The organism is Glaciecola sp. HA4-3, assembly GCF_055693685.1.
Genome location: NZ_CM146340.1, coordinates 842,579 through 860,947 on the forward strand (window position 1 = coordinate 842,579; position 18,369 = coordinate 860,947).

At 39.3% G+C, this 18,369-nt stretch carries 16 protein-coding genes; 5 read left to right on the forward strand and 11 right to left on the reverse strand.

Annotation, left to right across the window (positions count from 1 at the left end):
* Nucleotides 1-39: 39 nt before the first annotated feature.
* Nucleotides 40-951 (reverse strand): VanZ family protein, encoded by a 912-nt coding sequence (locus ACZ1G6_RS03935; protein WP_472618158.1) that lies wholly within the window; start codon nucleotides 949-951, stop codon nucleotides 40-42.
* Nucleotides 952-1,091: 140 nt separating this feature from the next.
* Here ACZ1G6_RS03935 and ACZ1G6_RS03940 point away from each other — a divergent pair, with 140 nt between their 5' ends.
* Both ACZ1G6_RS03940 and ACZ1G6_RS03945 read left to right on the forward strand, forming a co-directional pair.
* Nucleotides 1,092-2,228: a glycosyltransferase family 4 protein gene (locus ACZ1G6_RS03940; protein WP_472618159.1), complete on the forward strand. Its 1,137-nt coding sequence runs from the start codon at nucleotides 1,092-1,094 to the stop codon at nucleotides 2,226-2,228.
* 2 nt (nucleotides 2,229-2,230) lie between these two features.
* Complete coding sequence (locus ACZ1G6_RS03945; protein ID WP_472618160.1) at nucleotides 2,231-3,253, forward strand: hypothetical protein; 1,023 nt, start codon at nucleotides 2,231-2,233, stop codon at nucleotides 3,251-3,253.
* Between the two features lie 3 nt (nucleotides 3,254-3,256).
* On the opposite strand, the gene ACZ1G6_RS03950 is transcribed toward ACZ1G6_RS03945, so the two are convergent.
* The 8 genes from ACZ1G6_RS03950 to mutS form a co-directional block, all read right to left on the reverse strand.
* Nucleotides 3,257-3,463, reverse strand: coding sequence for an HAD hydrolase-like protein (locus tag ACZ1G6_RS03950; protein WP_472618161.1), 207 nt, complete (start codon nucleotides 3,461-3,463; stop codon nucleotides 3,257-3,259).
* Complete coding sequence (locus ACZ1G6_RS03955; RefSeq protein WP_472618162.1) at nucleotides 3,435-3,800, reverse strand: D-glycero-alpha-D-manno-heptose-1,7-bisphosphate 7-phosphatase; 366 nt, start codon at nucleotides 3,798-3,800, stop codon at nucleotides 3,435-3,437. The genes ACZ1G6_RS03950 and ACZ1G6_RS03955 overlap by 29 nt, the downstream gene beginning before the upstream one ends.
* A 31-nt stretch (nucleotides 3,801-3,831) precedes the next feature.
* Nucleotides 3,832-4,458 carry an ABC transporter ATP-binding protein gene (locus ACZ1G6_RS03960; RefSeq protein WP_472618919.1) on the reverse strand — a complete coding sequence of 209 codons (627 nt, stop codon included), beginning with the start codon at nucleotides 4,456-4,458 and terminating at the stop codon, nucleotides 3,832-3,834.
* Nucleotides 4,352-5,506: an ABC transporter transmembrane domain-containing protein gene (locus tag ACZ1G6_RS03965; protein ID WP_472618163.1), complete on the reverse strand. Its 1,155-nt coding sequence runs from the start codon at nucleotides 5,504-5,506 to the stop codon at nucleotides 4,352-4,354. The genes ACZ1G6_RS03960 and ACZ1G6_RS03965 overlap by 107 nt, the downstream gene beginning before the upstream one ends.
* Nucleotides 5,507-5,691: 185 nt before the next feature.
* Nucleotides 5,692-6,324: a hypothetical protein gene (locus ACZ1G6_RS03970; protein ID WP_472618164.1), complete on the reverse strand. Its 633-nt coding sequence runs from the start codon at nucleotides 6,322-6,324 to the stop codon at nucleotides 5,692-5,694.
* A gap of 31 nt (nucleotides 6,325-6,355) precedes the next feature.
* Entirely contained in the window at nucleotides 6,356-7,648 is a 1,293-nt protein-coding gene (eno, locus tag ACZ1G6_RS03975; protein WP_472618165.1) for a phosphopyruvate hydratase, read from the reverse strand.
* A 47-nt stretch (nucleotides 7,649-7,695) separates the two neighbouring features.
* The gene (locus tag ACZ1G6_RS03980) at nucleotides 7,696-9,327 is read right to left on the reverse strand and encodes a CTP synthase (protein WP_472618166.1); all 1,632 of its coding nucleotides are present in this window, start codon (nucleotides 9,325-9,327) and stop codon (nucleotides 7,696-7,698) included.
* Nucleotides 9,328-9,519: 192 nt separating this feature from the next.
* On the reverse strand, nucleotides 9,520-12,141 hold the full coding sequence (gene mutS / locus ACZ1G6_RS03985) for a DNA mismatch repair protein MutS (RefSeq protein WP_472618167.1): 2,622 nt from the start codon (nucleotides 12,139-12,141) through the stop codon (nucleotides 9,520-9,522).
* Nucleotides 12,142-12,228: 87 nt separating this feature from the next.
* On the opposite strand from mutS, the gene ACZ1G6_RS03990 reads away from it, so the two are divergent.
* The 3 genes from ACZ1G6_RS03990 to ACZ1G6_RS04000 all read left to right on the forward strand — a co-directional run bounded on the left by ACZ1G6_RS03990 (nucleotide 12,229) and on the right by ACZ1G6_RS04000 (nucleotide 15,472).
* Nucleotides 12,229-12,744, forward strand: coding sequence for a nicotinamide-nucleotide amidohydrolase family protein (locus tag ACZ1G6_RS03990; protein WP_472618920.1), 516 nt, complete (start codon nucleotides 12,229-12,231; stop codon nucleotides 12,742-12,744).
* 332 nt (nucleotides 12,745-13,076) lie between these two features.
* Nucleotides 13,077-14,108 carry a recombinase RecA gene (recA, locus tag ACZ1G6_RS03995; RefSeq protein WP_472618168.1) on the forward strand — a complete coding sequence of 344 codons (1,032 nt, stop codon included), beginning with the start codon at nucleotides 13,077-13,079 and terminating at the stop codon, nucleotides 14,106-14,108.
* A 329-nt stretch (nucleotides 14,109-14,437) separates the two neighbouring features.
* Nucleotides 14,438-15,472: an alpha-hydroxy acid oxidase gene (locus ACZ1G6_RS04000; protein ID WP_472618169.1), complete on the forward strand. Its 1,035-nt coding sequence runs from the start codon at nucleotides 14,438-14,440 to the stop codon at nucleotides 15,470-15,472.
* A gap of 7 nt (nucleotides 15,473-15,479) precedes the next feature.
* On the opposite strand, the gene ACZ1G6_RS04005 is transcribed toward ACZ1G6_RS04000, so the two are convergent.
* Together ACZ1G6_RS04005 and ACZ1G6_RS04010 are read right to left on the reverse strand one after the other, a co-directional pair.
* Nucleotides 15,480-15,797: an EscU/YscU/HrcU family type III secretion system export apparatus switch protein gene (locus ACZ1G6_RS04005; protein WP_472618170.1), complete on the reverse strand. Its 318-nt coding sequence runs from the start codon at nucleotides 15,795-15,797 to the stop codon at nucleotides 15,480-15,482.
* Between the two features lie 18 nt (nucleotides 15,798-15,815).
* Complete coding sequence (locus ACZ1G6_RS04010) at nucleotides 15,816-18,209, reverse strand: hypothetical protein (RefSeq protein ID WP_472618171.1); 2,394 nt, start codon at nucleotides 18,207-18,209, stop codon at nucleotides 15,816-15,818.
* Nucleotides 18,210-18,369 lie beyond the last annotated feature (160 nt).

An 18,369-nucleotide genomic window follows, 5' to 3' on the forward strand; every position in this document is an offset into this window, starting at 1 on the left:
TTTTTGATAGTAAAAATTTATCAAGTACTATCGATTATGCTACCTCAAATAAATATCATCAATTAAAAAATACGGTGTTTCGTGCGGTAGAGTAGAGAATAGTCCAAGAGCCTGAATATTATTTAAGGGCATTTGCCGACTAACCGGTGCATTTACGATGTCCTTTAGCAGAACAGTTGTCTCGTTCCAACCTGCGTCAAGCCTTAAAATGCGATTGAATCTATCATCATAGCGCAAAATTTCATCATGTTTTTTATCGTGGATTCGTAAGGTTAAAGTGGATTTTTGTGGCACGTATATCATTACGACTAATTGGGAGTAAGCTCGCCAATCAGGCTCGATTGATTGCATGTTTATACCGCTGTATTGCTGTTTTGACACAATTTGGTGCCTAAGGCTATTATTGCCTTGAAATGCTAGATTAGTATCTACTTTTGAGTTTTCAGACCAGCGAAGTAGCTCGCTAGGATGTTCAAAGCTTGCGAGCACAGGGAATTGATGTTTTTGTAAAAGGTGATCGTAAAGAGTGATGTGAAACGAGAAGGCACTTAAGGAATAACAAATTACTACTACGCCCCAAGTAAATAGCTTTGATAAACCATAAACATAAGATTGGAACAACAAACTTCCGCTAATAATACCTAAGATGTTTTTGACAATATCAAAAACTGAAAAGCTTCTCTTATCAATAAATAATTGCGCAATCTCAGAACTAATAGCAAAAAATAACGCGACACACACAATGCTAACAAATCCCCATTTTTTTAAATTTTTTGTGGCAATTAAGCTAATAAACACGACGCAGGTAAATAAGAAGAAATGCGCAAGCTCCCAGAGCCCCTGAATTATGCGGTCTTTTCCAACACTAACATTGACCAATAGGGGTACAAGCAATACAAACAAGGTAAGAGTGATAAAAATAAAATAGTGTTTTTTACTAGTTAAAGTCAATGTAATTACTTCGATTGATAGTTATGTTTATTCACAAAATGATATGAATACCCTTTAAAATAAATGATAATACTCGGTAATAATAAAGCTTGGGTTGTTTTGATTACCTTTACTAAGCAAACATAATCACAAATCTCTTTATGAATAGCAAAAATAAACCAAAACCCTCGATTTTAGTTGTCACTCTTAATGCTGTTGGAGGGATACGAACATATTTACGCTACGTTTATAGTCAGGCTCATTTAGATGATGTTCGTAAACACCTGCTGATCCCGTTTGATAACAACCTAGGTTTATATGAGCCAGCGTTTGACAAAATAGAGTGCGTGAATCAAGAACACCAACAAAAGAACCCTAGATTTTGGTTGAGAGTGCTAAGCACGCTCATCTTCAATCGTCCTGAGATTGTTCATAGTCATGGCCTAAAAACGGCGGTCTCCCTAGCACCGCTTCTATTTCTGTTGCGTATAAAACATATTATTACACTACATGATGTTTTTGATGACTATTCATTTTCTGGTAAATTCGGTCAACTTAAAAACAAGCTAGTAAGTTTTACCTTTACATCCAGCCATGCTGTTAACCCTTGTGGACGAGATGTAGGCAGTAACTTACAAGCATATTTTCCTAATTTGCATCGTGACAAGATTCAAGTCATTCAAAATGGTATCAACACAAGTGAATTTAATATTGATACTCAACGAGATTTAAAATCAGAAATACCAGCGCAAAACCTTGGTTTGCTATTAGGGTTTTTTGGGCGTTTCATGCATCAAAAAGGCTTTGATCTGTTACGAAAAGCGATTAAAGCGCTACAAGATGAAGGGCTTGAAATAAACGTTGCATGCTTTGGATGGGGTGGGTTCATTCGTGAAGAGCAAGCTCTACTAAAAGAACAAGGCATTGAACATTTATTTCACTTTTTTGCTCACACTGATAAAGTCGCTCACGCGATGAAAGGGCTTGATGCTGTAGTCGTACCCAGTCGATGGGAAGCATGTCCATTGTTACCCATGGAGTCCTTTGTGGCTGGCGTTCCAATAATCGCATCGGATTGCATTGGTTTAAAAGATGTATGCGAAAACTCTCCAGCATTAATATTTTCTTCTAAATCCATCGAGGATTTAATGCTAAAAATCAAAGAATTATCTAATGATCTTGAGTATTTTCAAACACAAGCCGACGCATTTAGACAATCTGCAATCGAAAAGCATGATGTAAGCCATACAAGTAAGGCATTGTCGCAATTGTATGAACAAGCTTTTAAAAGGACTTGATTGTGCATTCTCAAACTAAATTTGATGTGATTTATCAAAAAGAGGTCATAAATGAAAGTTTGTTGTTGGAAGTAAAGGAGTTGTTTGTCAAACATGGACAAATAAAGGAATTCATCAAATATCAATTTTTTCCACTTCACGATGCCGGAGACCAAGCATTCGCTATTACCGCGCGCCTTGGCACTACTTTAATTGGCTACAATGGAACGATGCCAGTTCAGATTTGTGCGGGTCAAATAGAACATGAGGCTATTTGGAGCTGTGATTTCATTGTAGATAAACAATATCGTGACAAAGGGATAGGCAGTAAAGTAAAAGAACATTTAAAAAAGCACTTTGACATGCCCATAATGTCACTTGGAATTAGTGATGCTGCACAATTAGTGTTGAGTAAAAAAGGCTGGGGTATTTCAGAGCTTGCTTACAACTATTCATTCTCATGTCGTGTATATCCGCAGTCTTTTACATTACTGAAGTATTTGTGGGGAAGGGTAAAGCAAATCTTTGTCCAGCCACAAAAATTCAGGCAGTATAAAGCGCTCCAGTCTAATTATTTGGTCGAGCATGAGGATGTAGATAGATTATGGTCCAAGGTTGTACTCACAGACCAGATAATGATAAAACGCAATGCAGCATACTTAAACTGGCGATATCAACAAGATTATGAATTTTTATATGTTTATGATCAACATGACGAACTTTATGCAATTTTTGTATACCGTTTTCATCAAAAGACTATCAAAATTGTCGACGTTGTATTTGATTCAAGCAATGCTAATGCGCTTTCGTATGGACTTTGGTGTTTAAAAAATATTGCAATGCTAAAGGGGTTAAGTGCAATTAACTGCCAAAGCTATTATCCAATATTTACAAAAAGCCTAGAAAAATTTGGGTTTATAAAAGGTCGTTTTGGTTTAGCGTTTGCGCTAAATAAATCTGAGCTTGGATTCGACAAATGGGTTCTCATGGCGGGAGACTCTGATGGTGAGTTTATCTCTTTAGTCAATCAAAAGCGCGAGCTTTGAGGTTCAATCAACCGTTTGGACGAATTGAAGCTTGGGTAATACAAGATCGGCAAGTTCGATAGCCTCGTCATTTAATTTATGTCCACTTTCAAGCAAAACATTGGTTTGTACACCGGCGGCTCTACCTGCCTGAATGTCACTTAGTTTATCGCCAAACAAAATACTTTTGCTTAAATCTAGATTAAACTCCGCTTTTGCTTTTATGAGCATGCCAAGGCATCGGCTTGCGGCAATCACAAATACGCTTGTATTCTCCTTTGCCTTTAGTAGGGTGATGAGGGCAATAATACGTTTTTTGAATATTTATCCCTTCAGATTTAAAGTGCATAAGCATCCAATCATTTAGTATTTGGAACTGTGAATCTGTGTAGAGTCCTCGACCTATTCCAGATTGATTTGTCACGACAAAGAGCATATAACCCTTTGATTCAAACTGTCTACAAGCATCAAGCACTCCCTTTATCCAAACAAAGTCATCGACTCTATGAAGGTATGAGACTTCTTTGTTTATTACACCATCTCGATCTAGAAAAACAGCTTTGTTCACATTGCTCTCCTACGTTTACTGACCAAATCAGTTAGTCTACCAGTTGTAGGTCAACAAAGGTTTTATAGGTTGTGTTAGTAGTATACAAGTCCTTGTGCTTGCCACTGGCAATAATCTCACCTTCATCTAATACTAAAATAATATCAGCGTTGACCACTGTTGATAAACGATGCGCTATAATAAGCGTTGTTTTTTTGTTCATTAGAGTATCAAGCGCGTTTTTGACCATTTGTTCACTGCCCGCATCAAGAGAGCTTGTCGCTTCATCTAGCAAAAGAATAGGGCGAGAGCTAAGCATCGCTCTTGCAATTGAAATTCGCTGCTTTTGCCCTCCGCTTAACTTAACTCCTCGCTCACCTAGCTCACTATCATACTGCTGCGGAAGCTTTTGAATAAATTCATCTGCAAATGCCATTTTAGCAGCCTGTTCAATATCAGCTTTTGTCGCATCAGGTTCTGAAAATCCAATATTCTCGTATACTGACCCTGCAAATATCACTGCGTCTTGGGGGACAAGTGCAAATTGTTTGCGCAAGCAATCAAGTTTGATATCAATATGGTTTTGTCCAAATAAGCGTATTTTTCCTGAATGAATATCGTAAAAACGCTGCAGCAAGTGAAATAAGGTTGATTTGCCTGCACCACTGTGACCTACAATAGCGACGGTCTGTGCTTGTTCTACCGAAAAGCTGATAGTGTTGATAACATTCCTTGTGTCTGTCGTGTTGCCTTGACTGAGTATAAGAAAACCTTACGTTCTCAAATGAAATTGGCCGTTGTTGGGAAATATCATCTTGGTTGAGTGTATAGCTGCCATTATCAAATATAGTAGATGTCTCTTGCATTAATTCAACGATACGTTCTGAAGCACCCGCTGCCTTTTGAAGTTCGCCTATTACTTCGCTAATAGTTGCAATAGCACCTCCGGCTAAGACAGCGTAGAACACAAAAGCAGTAAGTTCTCCAGCAGTTATTTGTGCACTGATGACCATGTTTGCTCCCATGTAAGCCACCATGAATATGGCACAAAGACTAATTAACATTACAATCGATATCAGCAGTGCTCTGTAGTGTATTCTTTTTGATGCTTGAGAAACAACGGCATCCACGCGCTCAAAAAAATGGCCTGTGCTTCTGTGTTGATGATTGTAAGCTTGTAGCGTGTGAATTTCGTGTAAGCTTTCATCTACCATTGCACCAACTTTGGCGACTTTGTCTTGGCTAAGTTTACTATGTTGACGTACTTTATTGCCCAATATACGTATGGGTATTAGCATAAGTGGTACAGCAATAAATACTAATATTGTCAAATATATCGAGGTAATTGCCATTAAAATAAGTGCACCAATAAACATCACTGTCGAACGCAATGCCATTGACACACCAGTACCAACAACAGATTGAAGTAAAGTGGTATCGCTTGTGAATCGAGAGATTGTTTCTCCGGTGCGCGTATTTTCAAAAAATGAAGGGGGAAGTGTCAACAAGTGAGCAAAGAGAGATTTCCTAATATCTGCGCAGACTTTTTCGCCTAGCCACACCATAAAATAGAAGCGGAAATAGGTGGCAATGCTGCCAAAAACGACCACACCAATAACAACAAATAGAGCTTGCTGTAATGCCGCTTGATTGCTGGCGACAAATCCCTCATCAATTACAAATTTGACGCCTTGGCCAAGCAATAGCCAAGCCAGCGAGCTCATCATCAGCGCACTTAAGGCAATGAATACTTGTAATTTGTAAGGTGCTAAATGCTTAAATAGCCATATCAGTATTTGTTGGCTACTTTTTTGTTCTAGCGATTCAAGACTGGCGTTAGAGTGTGTTTTAATATTTCACCTCAGAAAATTATATGATGCTCCACATTCTAACGGATAATAACAAAAAGCGATTATTTAAATGTAGACCAATTGATTTCAGTAGATAGTAGCAACTCACGAAGTGATAATGCGCGGGGTATGGTCTTACCTTTTGGCGTCCACCGGTGTCCGCCGCATGCTGCAGCCATGATTGATTTAGTGGGTTTTAGCAAAAGATAAGTAGACTGCTTGGGAACAATATCAAAATATTCTCCACTTTTTGAAAACCAGCCAAATTTATTTAGATGTAAGCGGTCGGACTGCATCAGATCTATGCAGTCTAATTCAATGTGTTGTTCACCAAGGTGTTCAACGTATACTGGCACTACTTGACCTTGTCTTGCGCTTTTTGCATACCAAAGCAAAGTCTTGTCAGGATGTTGAGAACTTAAGGGGCATTTGATGCTTTGTTTAACTTGCCAACTGCCATTGTGGACATCTACGTCAATAGGAGCTTTGCCTTCTAGCAGGTATTTAGTTGCATTTTTAATATGGTGGGTTAAACCCTTGAGTTTGCGCTTGATAAGATCAGGGTCGGTAATCGAACTATTAGCCAGCGCAAGTAATTCACGCTCATAGAGCGCGTTGCTGAGTTCGGCAAAATTGGGATATTTTGTCGTTAGATAAAATATATCAGTTTGCTGCTTTGCATTGTTAGTTTGCAAAATGACTGACCCTAATCTTTATCAATGGATATTATTGTCCTTTTATTTCGCTACGCCCGTTATATGGTGCTTTTGTACCAAGATCACCTTCAATTCTTAGTAATTGATTATATTTGGCAACGCGGTCCGAGCGGCAAAGTGAACCTGTTTTTATTTGCCCAGCGGCTGTCCCTACTGCCAAATCTGCTATCGTCGCATCTTCTGTTTCACCACTTCTGTGAGAGATAACAGCAGTAAAACCAGCTTCTTTAGCCATTTTAATCGCATTTAATGTTTCTGTTAAACTACCGATTTGATTAAATTTAATTAAAATACTGTTACCCACACCGTTTTCAATGCCGCGCGAGAGTATTTTTGTATTCGTGACAAATAAATCATCGCCAACTAATTGTACTTTGTCACCTAAGATAGATGTAAGATATGCCCATCCATCCCAATCACTCTCATCAAGTCCATCTTCTATTGATATAATTGGGAATTTTTCACTCAAGCCCGCTAGATAGTCACTAAAGCCATTTGCATCAAATGAACGATTTTCACCACTTAATACGTATTGACCGTTTTTATAAAATTCTGACGCGGCGCAATCTAGTGCAAGCGTGATATCTTCATTCATTTTATAACCAGCATTGACGACAGCTGTTTCAATCACCGCTAGGGCCTCTGCATTAGAGCTTAAATCTGGCGCAAAACCACCTTCATCTCCAACAGCAGTATTAAGACCCTTAGCATTTAAAACCTTTTTAAGATGATGAAAGATTTCAGCACCCATTCGAAGGGCTTCACTGAATGATTTTGCACCAACAGGTTGAATCATAAACTCTTGAATATCAACATTGTTGTCTGCGTGCTCACCACCATTAATAATATTCATCATTGGCACTGGCATTGAGAATTGTCCGGGCGTGCCATTTATATCAGCTATATGCTCATACAATGGTTTCCCTAAACTGATGGCTTGTGCCTTTGCAACAGCAAGTGACACAGCCAATATTGCGTTAGCGCCTAAGTTTTCTTTATTTTCGGTGCCATCTAAATCAATCATTATTTGGTCAACTTGTGATTGATTATTGGCCTCTTCGCCTGATAATGCTGGCGCGATTTTGTCATTTATAGCGGCAACTGCTTTTAATACGCCCTTTCCAAGATAGCGGCTTGCGTCACCATCGCGTAACTCTAAGGCCTCTCTTGAACCAGTTGATGCACCCGATGGTGCAACTGCACGTCCCATGGCGCCACATGCTAAGTAAACATCGGCTTCTACAGTAGGGTTACCTCGAGAATCTAAAATTTCTCTTCCAACAATACGACTAATTTGAGACATGTATTTTCCTTTGTTTACGTGTTAATAAGTATGGCGAAACTGAATTACTAGTGATGTTGCTTTTTATACGTTCCTGCTGCGCTGACAAAGCCAGTAAATAATGGGTGTCCATCGCGAGGTGTTGAATTAAATTCTGGATGAAATTGACCAGCTATATAAAATGGGTGATCTTCTAATTCAATCACCTCTACTAAGCGCTTGTCAGTAGATAGCCCGCTAACTTTTAAGCCAGCCTTTTCAATTTCTGCTCTAAGATTATTATTGACTTCATAACGGTGTCTGTGTCGCTCATTTATTTGAGTACTATTATATGTCTGAGCTACCTGTGAACCTTCCACCAAATGGCATAATTGGCTTCCTAAACGCATAGTACCGCCTAAATCAGTTGAGCTATCACGGATTTCTTTTGCTCCATCGGCATCTAACCATTCCGTAATCAGACCAACAACTGGAAATGCTGTATTTGGATCAAACTCCGTACTGTTAGCATTTTCCATCCCGGCGACATTTCTTGCAAATTCAATATAGGCGACTTGCATTCCTAAGCAGATACCTAAATACGGCACGTCATTTTCACGTGCATATTTAGCTGCAGCAATCTTACCTTCTATGCCGCGTTCGCCAAATCCACCAGGTACCAATATCGCATCTAGATCTGCTAATATTTGAGCACCTTTTGACTCAATGTCTTGTGAGTCAACATGATGAATATTTACGGTGAGTCTATTTTTGAGTCCAGCATGTTTGAGGGCTTCATTTACTGATTTGTATGCATCTGGCAATTCCACATACTTACCGACCATACCAATATTGACTTCATCAGTAGGGTTTGATTCTGCGTAAAGCACCTGCTCCCACTCAGTTAGGTCGGCTTCTGGGCAATCAAAACCAAAACGTTTGACGACTAAATCATCCATACCTTGTGCTTTTAGAGCCGCTGGGATGCGATAAATACTATCGGCATCACGTAAAGAAATGACGGCTTTCTCATTTACGTTAGTAAACAACGCAATTTTACTTCTTTCATTAGGAGGTAAGGGGACTTCAGAACGACAAACCAATATATCTGGTTGAATACCGACGGAACGTAGTTCCTTAACAGAGTGCTGGGTTGGTTTTGTTTTTACTTCTCCAGACGCTGCTAAAAATGGAACTAAGGTCAAATGCATAAACATCGTATGATCGCGACCAATCTCGGTGCCTAATTGTCTTATTGCCTCAATAAATGGCTGTGACTCAATATCGCCAACAGTGCCACCGACTTCTACTATTGCCACTTGATGGCCTTGTGCGCCAGCAATGACGCGCCGCTTAATTTCATTGGTAATATGAGGAATAACTTGAATGGTTGCGCCAAGGTAATCTCCACGGCGTTCGCGCTTTATTACTTCTTCGTATACACGCCCGGTCGTAAAGTTATTACGTTTACTCATTCTGGTGCGAATAAATCGTTCATAATGGCCTAAGTCTAAGTCTGTCTCGGCGCCATCATCGGTTACAAACACCTCTCCATGTTGAATGGGGCTCATAGTGCCTGGGTCAACATTGATATATGGGTCAAGTTTTAGCATGGTCACATCTAGACCTCTAGCTTCAAGTATTGCAGCAAGTGATGCAGCTGCAATGCCTTTACCTAGCGATGAAACAACGCCACCGGTGACGAATATATAATTGGTCATCATAATCCTAACTATTGATAAATTGAGGGCGATGTTTGTAATTATTTACCAGCTAAGCCCTTTGCTTATTCATTATAAACACGGCAATAAAGGTAAATAGCGCAAATCGCAAATTCGTGTAGTGATATACACTGCTGTTGGAACGAAATTATACCTTTTTTTATAAGGCTGAGTAAATCTAAAATTAAGTGGTCAGCGCATATTACCAATTAATCGTTCTTTGATTTGATAAAGCATATTTTGTGCATCCCTTGGGCTTAAGCTATCAATATCAATTTGGTGAACATAAGTTTCTAGCCAATGAGGTTCATCCAGCGCAATAGTTAATTGTTCTTCTGTAGATTGTTGCGGCGCACAAGCTACATTAGTTGGTGGGTCTTTGGTATCGTTTGTTTGCGTGTATTCGAGTTGATTTAATTTGTGTTTTGCTTTGTTGAGTACTTCTTGCGGCAAACCTGCTAATTTGGCGACTTGAAGCCCAAAGCTACCATTGGCTGCCCCTTTTTCCACTCGATGCATAAACTTAATGTCATCATTATGTTCCAATGCCGTCAAATGGATATTTTCTACATTTGAATAGTTATCGGATAGTTCGGTTAATTCGGCGTAGTGTGTTGCAAAAAGGGTATAAGACTTTGTTTGCTCGACAAGGTGTTGTGCACAAGCCCAAGCTAACGACAAACCATCATAGGTGCTGGTGCCACGGCCTATTTCATCCATTAACACTAGGCTATTTTCAGTCGCGTTATGTAAAATATTAGCTGTCTCGGTCATCTCAACCATAAAGGTTGAACGGCCTGAAGCAAGATCATCAGCAGCGCCAATTCGGGTAAAAATTTGATCAATCCGTCCAATTTTTGCATTTGATGCCGGTACAAATGACCCTATGTATGTAAGGACCACGATGAGCGCCGTTTGTCGCATATAAGTCGACTTACCGCCCATATTAGGGCCAGTTATCATTAACATTTTATGTGCATCATCCATAAAAATTGGATTAGCAATAAAAGGAGTGTTCGATACTTGCTCTACAACGACATGCCTGCCATTGTCAAACTGTATGATATTATCGTCTACCAGTGTTGGTTGCTCAAAGTCAAATTCAAGTGCGCAAACGGCAAATGACAAAAGAACATCAATCTTTGCAAGTGTATTGGCACTTTTGATAAGCGCCTCTAGCTGTGGAATAAATGCATCAAACAATGCGTCATAAATCTTTTTTTCTAAGGCCAATGCACGACTTTGACTTGTCAGTACTTTATCTTCGTGAGCTTTTAGCTCAGGAATAATGAAGCGTTCATTGTTTTTTAGCGTCTGTCTGCGAATATAATCTTCTGGCACATCCTGACTACTTGCACGACTAACTTCAATATAGAAACCGTGTACTTTGTTGTAATTGACTTTTAAACTTGCAATACCCGTGCGTTCTCGCTCTCGGATTTCTAATTGGTGCAAATAGTCGCTTGCACCATCAGCTAAATCTCGTAGTTGGTCTAATTGAGTGTCAAATCCTGCTTTAATAACTCCACCGTCTCTAAGCACAACCGGAGGGTTATCAACGATCGCGTTGTTAAGTAGCTCGCAAAGGTCGGGAAACTGATTAATATCATTCTGATAAGCGTTAAATAGGCCTTCTTCTTTTTCTTCTAAAGTATCGCTATTTGATAATTGGGTTAAGAATGCATGAATTTGAGGCATAGCATTAAATGCTTGTGACAGCCTAGCAAAGTCTCTAGGTCTGGCGCTTCGTAATGATATTCGCGCATAGATCCTTTCGATATCACCAATTTGCTTTAACGCGGTTTGCACATCATCTATATCATTCGATAAAAAGGCATTAACCATTGTATGGCGCTTGGTTATTTCGATTTTGTCACTGCATGGTTTGTGTATGTAACGTTGCAACATACGCGAACCCATACTCGTAACGGTTTTATCAATAGTGGCAAATAAAGTATGCTCACGGCCGCCTGATAAATTATAAGTAAGTTCTAGATTTTGTTGTGTGGCGGCGTCCATCCCTAATGTATCTGTTACGGCATCTTGAGAAATTTTAGTAATATGAAATAAAGATGATTTTTGTGTTTCTTTTATATATTGCAAAGCGCAACCAGCGCTTTGAATTCCCACACTTTGACTATTAACACCAAACCCATCTAAACTTTTTGTACCAAAGTGTTCGTTTAACTTTGAAAGTGATGTTTGGTGATCAAAATCCCATAAAGGTCGTTTGCGCTTGCTGCCTATTTGCTTAAGCGCGTGCACAAATGTAAATCCTTCAGGATAAAGTACTTCAGTGGGTTTTGTGCTGGCTAGATAGGCAATCAATGCACTTTCAGTTCTACAATCAAAAATGGTAAATCGACCGGATGCTAGCTCGATATTAGCAATGCCGAAGGTGTCCTTTCGTTTAAAAATCGCACATAAAATTGATTCGCTTTGTTCGTCCAACAACGCTTCATCGGTAATCGTACCAGGCGTCAATGTGCGCATGACTTTTCTTTCTACCGGACCTTTAGAAGTAGCGGGGTCACCAACTTGTTCACATATCGCCACCGAAACGCCCATTTTTACAAGCTTAGCTAAGTAATTCTCTGCAGCGTGGTATGGCACACCTGCCATGGGAATAGGCTCACCACCAGATTTACCTCTTGCGGTGAGTGATATGTTCAGTAGCTCAGCCGCCTGTTTTGCATCGTCAAAAAACAACTCATAAAAATCGCCCATTCTATAAAATAGTAAGGTGTCTTGATGCTCAGCTTTGATTTTTAAATACTGTTGCATCATCGGGGTGTTTTGAGGCTTTTGTGGCATATTTTTTATGGGCCTTTAGCACTTGGGTTTTTATATTTATACAGGTATTCTAGGGCAAAAATAACGAACTAAAAAGCCTAAGCATTGATTAACTTATCAGAACATGAAAAAACTCGCCTTGCATCTGAATTGGGGCAAAACCTTTTAGTCAAAAAAGCAAGCGTAACAACTGCTGAGTCTTGCACCGGTGGTGGTGTGTCACATGCTATTACTGATATAGCAGGTAGTTCAGCTTGGTTTAATCAAGCTTATGTAACGTATTCAAATGATGCTAAACAGCGATTAGTAAATGTACAAAGTAGTACGCTAGATGCGCATGGTGCGGTCTCAAAGGAAGTTGTCAATGAAATGGCAGTTGGCGCAATGCTAGCCGCTGATGCGGATTATGCCGTCGCAATTAGTGGTATTGCTGGACCAGGTGGTGGTAGTCACGATAAACCAATTGGTTTAGTCTGGTTTGGGATATCGTCTTTGATGATACTGCCGCAGTCTAATGAACATATTTATTGTTTTAGCCGTGTTTTTTCTGGCAACAGAGCACAAATAAGAAATCAGGCCGTGATGGTAGCGCTTGAAAATCTAGTGCTTAGTACAGCTGTATAATGTTTAATTCTACGTACTATACGTCTGTTCATGTATGGGCATGCTAGATTGATATTACTTTTGGTTAGTTTCAAAAACTCCTAACGCAAAGTCTCACTACACTGAGTATTTTGCCCTACAAAAACAAAAGCTTATAAAAAACTTTAAGATTTAACTTGAAACTGTATGACTATACAGTATACTTGCGATATAAATGATTACATGCCTGTTTGGGTATGCATTATGATTAGACGCTCAAACATGTTAATAGTTAATCAAATCAGTATCTTGCTGTATTAAATATAATGAATAAGTCAATGCCATTTAGGCTAGCTAAATAAAGGATGTCTATTGTGAAAGATAATAAAAATCAAGCGCTAAACGCTGCCTTGTCTCAAATTGAAAAGCAGTTTGGTAAAGGTTCAATCATGAAGCTTGGCGAAAACAGAACGATGGATGTTGAAACCGTATCTACAGGTTCATTAGGTTTGGATATTGCCCTAGGTGCTGGTGGCCTTCCAATGGGCAGAATTGTCGAGATTTATGGTCCGGAATCATCTGGTAAAACAACCTTAACACTTGAAGTAATCGCAGCAGCACAGCGTGAAGGCAAGACTTGTGCTTTCGTCGATGCAGAACACGCACTTGACCCAATCTATGCCGAAAAATTGGGTGTAGATATTAATGAGCTGTTAGTGTCTCAACCCGATACAGGTGAACAGGCGCTAGAAATTTGCGATATGCTAACAAGATCAGGCGCTGTTGATGTAATAGTGGTGGATTCAGTCGCCGCCTTGACGCCAAAGGCAGAGATTGAAGGGGACATTGGGGATAGCCACGTTGGTTTGGCTGCTCGTATGATGTCACAAAGTATGCGTAAGCTTACTGGTAATTTGAAGCGTAGTAATACGATGATGATTTTTATCAACCAAATTCGTATGAAAATTGGTGTGATGTTCGGTAACCCAGAGACAACAACCGGTGGTAACGCATTGAAATTTTATGCGTCTGTGCGATTGGATATACGCCGTATTGGTGCCATTAAAGACGGTGACGAGGTTGTGGGTAACGAGACACGAGTTAAAGTCGTTAAAAATAAAATTGCGCCTCCATTTAAGCAAACTGAATTCCAAATTTTATATGGCCAAGGTATTAGCAAAGAAGCGGAGCTGATTGATTTAGGTGTCAAGCAAAAATATATCGAAAAAGCGGGTGCTTGGTATAGCTGCAATGGCGATAGAATTGGTCAAGGTAAAGCGAATGTTGTTAAATATTTGAAAGAAAATACTGCGCTTGCTAACGAGCTTGAGCAAAAGATAAGAGCTGATTTATTGTTAAGTAAAAGCTCAGCTGAGACCGAAACAGCAGAAAGCGAAACTGAATAGTTGTAGACCCTGCGCCTACTTTGCCCAAATAATTTATTGTTTGGGCTTTTTTATTTTTAGAATAAGATTTATGTCGCTCAAGACTTACACCACTTAAGCTTAGTGATACTAAAAGGTCATATCTAATCAATTTTGCATACCCTACACTGGTTTAATTACAAAACACCCTTTGCTAAGAAAGGGTATTTTTATTAAATAGTATTAAGGTGTATCGATATGCGTTTGTCACATTGTCATAATTTTCATGATTTTCGTACCCTAGCTAAAAAACGTCTACTATAGGTCCTATTTTTAATTACATTGATGGTGGCGCTGACGATGAAGTGACGATGCGCCGCAATGCATCCGCATTTGATCATTGCGATTTGTTACCAAACGTATTAACAGGCGTAAAAGACGTAGATTTATCAGTCACGGTAATGGGTCAAAAGCTCGATATGCCAGTTTATTGTTCCCCAACTGCTTTACAAAGACTTTTTCATCATCAAGGCGAAAGAGCTGTTGCTAAGGCTGCAGAGAAGTATGGCACTATGTTTGGTGTTTCATCACTTGGCACGGTAAGCCTTGAAGAAATAGCGAAGCAAGTATCAACGCCACAGGTATATCAGTTTTATTTTCACAAAGACCGTGGACTTAACGATATCATGATGCAAAGAGCCAAATCCTCGGGTATTCAAGTTATGATGTTAACCGTTGACTCGATTACTGGCGGAAATAGAGAAAGGGACTTACGCACAGGTTTTTCCATCCCCTTTCGCCTAACCTTAGGTGGGATGATACAGTTCGCGCTTAAACCCATGTGGGGCATTAATTATGTCACTCATGAGTCATTTAAATTACCTCAGTTAGATGGACACGTAGACATGGGAGGTGGAGCTAGTTCGATTGGAGATTATTTTACCAATATGCTTGACCCTTCGATGAACTGGGATGATGTTGCACAGATGGTGAAGAAATGGGACGGAGAGTTTTGCTTGAAAGGGATCATGAGTGTTGAAGATGCTAGAAGAGCAGTTGATATTGGCTGCACAGGTATTGTCATCTCTAACCACGGTGGCAGGCAATTAGATGGTTCTCGCAGCTCTTTTGACCAACTAGCGGAAATTGTAGATGCAGTAGGTGATAAAATCGATGTCTTGTTTGATAGTGGCGTGCAACGAGGGACTCATGTGATAAAGGCCTTATCGTTAGGCGCAAAAGCGGTCGGGATAGGTAAAGGTTATTTGTATCCGCTGGCTGCGGCGGGGCAAGTTGGCGTAGAGCGAGCATTAGGCTTGATGCATGCTGAACTGCAACGAGATATGAAACTAATGGGGAAAACGCGTATCAGTGAGTTGTCATCAAACAATTTACGATTTAGATAAAGCAGCTTTACTCAATAAAGTCGATTTTGGCATGCTTATTTTCCCAGTTTGGAGGAAATTTTCCTTGAAGTACGTATGAAAATGCGATTAATTCAGCAATAACATGGTAGAGCTGTTCGGGGATTTCTTGGCCTAAATCCAATTGGCTGAGCAGTTCACTAAGTGGCTCGTCTTGATGTATTAAAATGCCATGTGCTTTGGCTAAATTAATGATTTCATCCGCAAGTTCACCTTCTCCTTTTGCAACAATGGTTGGTGCCTTCTTTTGCATTGGCGCATTGCTGCTATTTAAAGTTCCTTGCGCTTGTTGATACTTTAACGCCAATGCTTTTTTTGCCGTTTATTAGACATATTCATGCACTACTTGAAAGTTATGTTTATGAAGTGTTTTGGGGATTTTCCCAACATGGCAACGATGAGTAACCATTAAGCCCTTATCTTCAAGTCGACTATTTAATAAAGGAATTAACTTTTCGGTTTTTTCTTTAAGTGTGATGTTTGATGCATATAAACGCAGATCTAGGACCTTATCTGTTAGTTTAATTTGAGCCAAGACATCACCCTGTTTACCTACTTCAAGTCGCATTTTTAATTGCCAACTCGTTTTTATGTCTTTTGTGTCTTGTTCAGATGGTGCTTGTTCTCGATTAATGACTATTTCAATATCGTTGTGTTGATGCGCAAATATATTAGGTAAGGTGTAATAAAAAGAATCTTGCCCTTGAATACTTCGCTCGATACCGGCAAGTTTATTGGTAGTGTGATTAGATAAGACACCACTAAGCGCTTTGATTAAATTTGTTTTGTTTTCTAGCTTACTTAAGTCCACAGGGGCTTTATTTTGACTGACTGTTTTATTATTTAACGGATGAGGCGCTTTATTGCTAAATATACCGCTAGCTAACGCAGTGAAAAGAGTAAGTTGTGCTGAAGAAGGTCTATTTAAGAGTGATGATTGTAAAATGCTTATCAATCCATCAATGAAACTTGTGTTGGGGTTAATCATCGAATGATTCCCTACACGATTGTCATTGGCAAAAATTGGTGCAGTAAACAGTGTTTTTATTTGAGCGGCATCGAGTGGCTGAGTTTGTTGGTTTGAACTGCTTGTGAGTTGTTGAATTTTTATTGCATCGTCGTTTAAATTTGTATTTATGTCGTTTGTATTTGTAGCGGGGGTAATTACAGAACTACTTAGCATCGACGTTAACGCTTTTATTTCATTTGGGCTTGTTTGCTGCTTTGCTTGAAGTGATTGATTTAGCTTTATCAATGCAGCTGATATGGGCTGAGTATTAGGCATTGTTTTACTGATAATATCGGCAACTTTGGCTTTAATTTCGATAACATCCCCAAGCGAGTGTCCAGTGGAATTCTTAGCAATAGCATCAGATTGCATGAGTGAATTAAGACGCTCAGCAATTATCCCAGTGGTATTTTTTAGTGATGTTTGCGCAGCAGAGTGTTTAGTAGCAATAAGAACCTTTTCTTCTAAGGGTTTATTATTAAGAAAATTCTCAGTAAATAATTCCTTCATTGATTGATTGGTATTTGTTTGCGAAGGACTTTGTAAAAGCGCGGATATATTGACTTGCACTAGATCGGGTTTCTTTATGATACTGAGTTCGGCCATGTTGCTACTAGCTTTGCTTTGCGTTAACGCAATTCTATTTGTATCACTACTTAGCAAATCACTTTTGGCTAATAGTGGTTTAATGGTTGCGCCCAGCGTCTTTAAGTTCTGTTCGTTTGGTGTGATGATTATGCCTGCATGCGCATGTTTAATTTTTGTCTCGATTAGCCCTGACACTAACAAATCATTAGTTAATGTTTTATTTTGACGCATAAACGCATTAATTTGTGCTTGAATATTGTTTAACACTTGTTTGCTTTGAGCATCTAGTGAAGCAATTGAAGGTGATGCCACCGTGACATTGTTAATCGGGTTTTGGCTATTATTTGCATTTATCACAACTTGGAGCTTTAGCCCTTTCATCATTGCATCAAATAGTTTTTTTGTACTTAGCGAATCATTGCGCGAATCGATAATGCGTTTTAGGTCAATGTTAAATGGCTTAGAAATTTTTTCACTTTTGCTTTGGGGCCCGTTTGGAGCGCTTTCAAGTTGTATTGTTAGCAAACTATTATCGTTTTGCTGGCCTCGTGCCAGCGCGTTTAACTTAAGTGCTGGTTGGCCGGATATCTGAGCAATATTAATTAAGGCATCGATTAATTGTTTTGTAGATGGGCTAGTTATATTTACCTGCGTTTGAGCCATGATGTTAATAGAGGCCTTTGTATAAACAAATTTGGGGACATCGGGCCATTGTTGGCTAAGGTTTTGGATTTGAGCTTGATTAAATGGCTTGGTCAAACCGTTTGTTTGTTTTTCTATTGCAAACATCGCTTTGTCATTTGTAATAGATACTAGCACTAGACGGTCACCCGCTTTTAGAGATGCTACCTCTTGCGGGTTTTGGCTCGTTTTATCAGTAACAAGAACGGCTGATTGATTAACTAAAAAACGCTGTTTTGAACGAGGCTCTTCAAGTAAAACACTTCCTCCTTTTGATGAAACGACCGATAAAACAAGGGGCTGATTTGCATTGTTTTGATTCGCTTTGTTTTGCTCAGCTTGTGAGTTGAGCGCTCGCGTTGGATCAGCCACTTTTGATAAGGGTTGTAAGGCACCGTTGGAAAGCGCGTTATTGACAGAGGTAGTATTTTGATAAGCCATAGTTTGTTATCGGTCATTTGTACTAAAAAGCGAGCAGTATTTGATGTGTCTCAATCAAACGGTTTTTTCGAATAATCTACATTCCTTATTTCATGGCAGACACAGTAATTAATGTGGTATTATTTTGCTGTAAATTCAATAAGCTAGTGTAGCTAAAAGG

Coding starts and splice junctions, on each gene's coding strand:
- ACZ1G6_RS04000 (WP_472618169.1), top strand. CDS start 14,438: ATGCGCCGCAATGCATCCGCATTTGATCATTGCGATTTGTTACCAAAC.
- eno (WP_472618165.1), bottom strand. CDS start 7,648: ATGTCTCAAATTAGTCGTATTGTTGGAAGAGAAATTTTAGATTCTCGA.
- ACZ1G6_RS03940 (WP_472618159.1), top strand. CDS start 1,092: ATGAATAGCAAAAATAAACCAAAACCCTCGATTTTAGTTGTCACTCTT.
- ACZ1G6_RS03980 (WP_472618166.1), bottom strand. CDS start 9,327: ATGACCAATTATATATTCGTCACCGGTGGCGTTGTTTCATCGCTAGGT.
- ACZ1G6_RS03950 (WP_472618161.1), bottom strand. CDS start 3,463: ATGCTCATAAAAGCAAAAGCGGAGTTTAATCTAGATTTAAGCAAAAGT.
- ACZ1G6_RS03965 (WP_472618163.1), bottom strand. CDS start 5,506: ATGATGAGCTCGCTGGCTTGGCTATTGCTTGGCCAAGGCGTCAAATTT.
- mutS (WP_472618167.1), bottom strand. CDS start 12,141: ATGCCACAAAAGCCTCAAAACACCCCGATGATGCAACAGTATTTAAAA.
- ACZ1G6_RS04010 (WP_472618171.1), bottom strand. CDS start 18,209: ATGGCTTATCAAAATACTACCTCTGTCAATAACGCGCTTTCCAACGGT.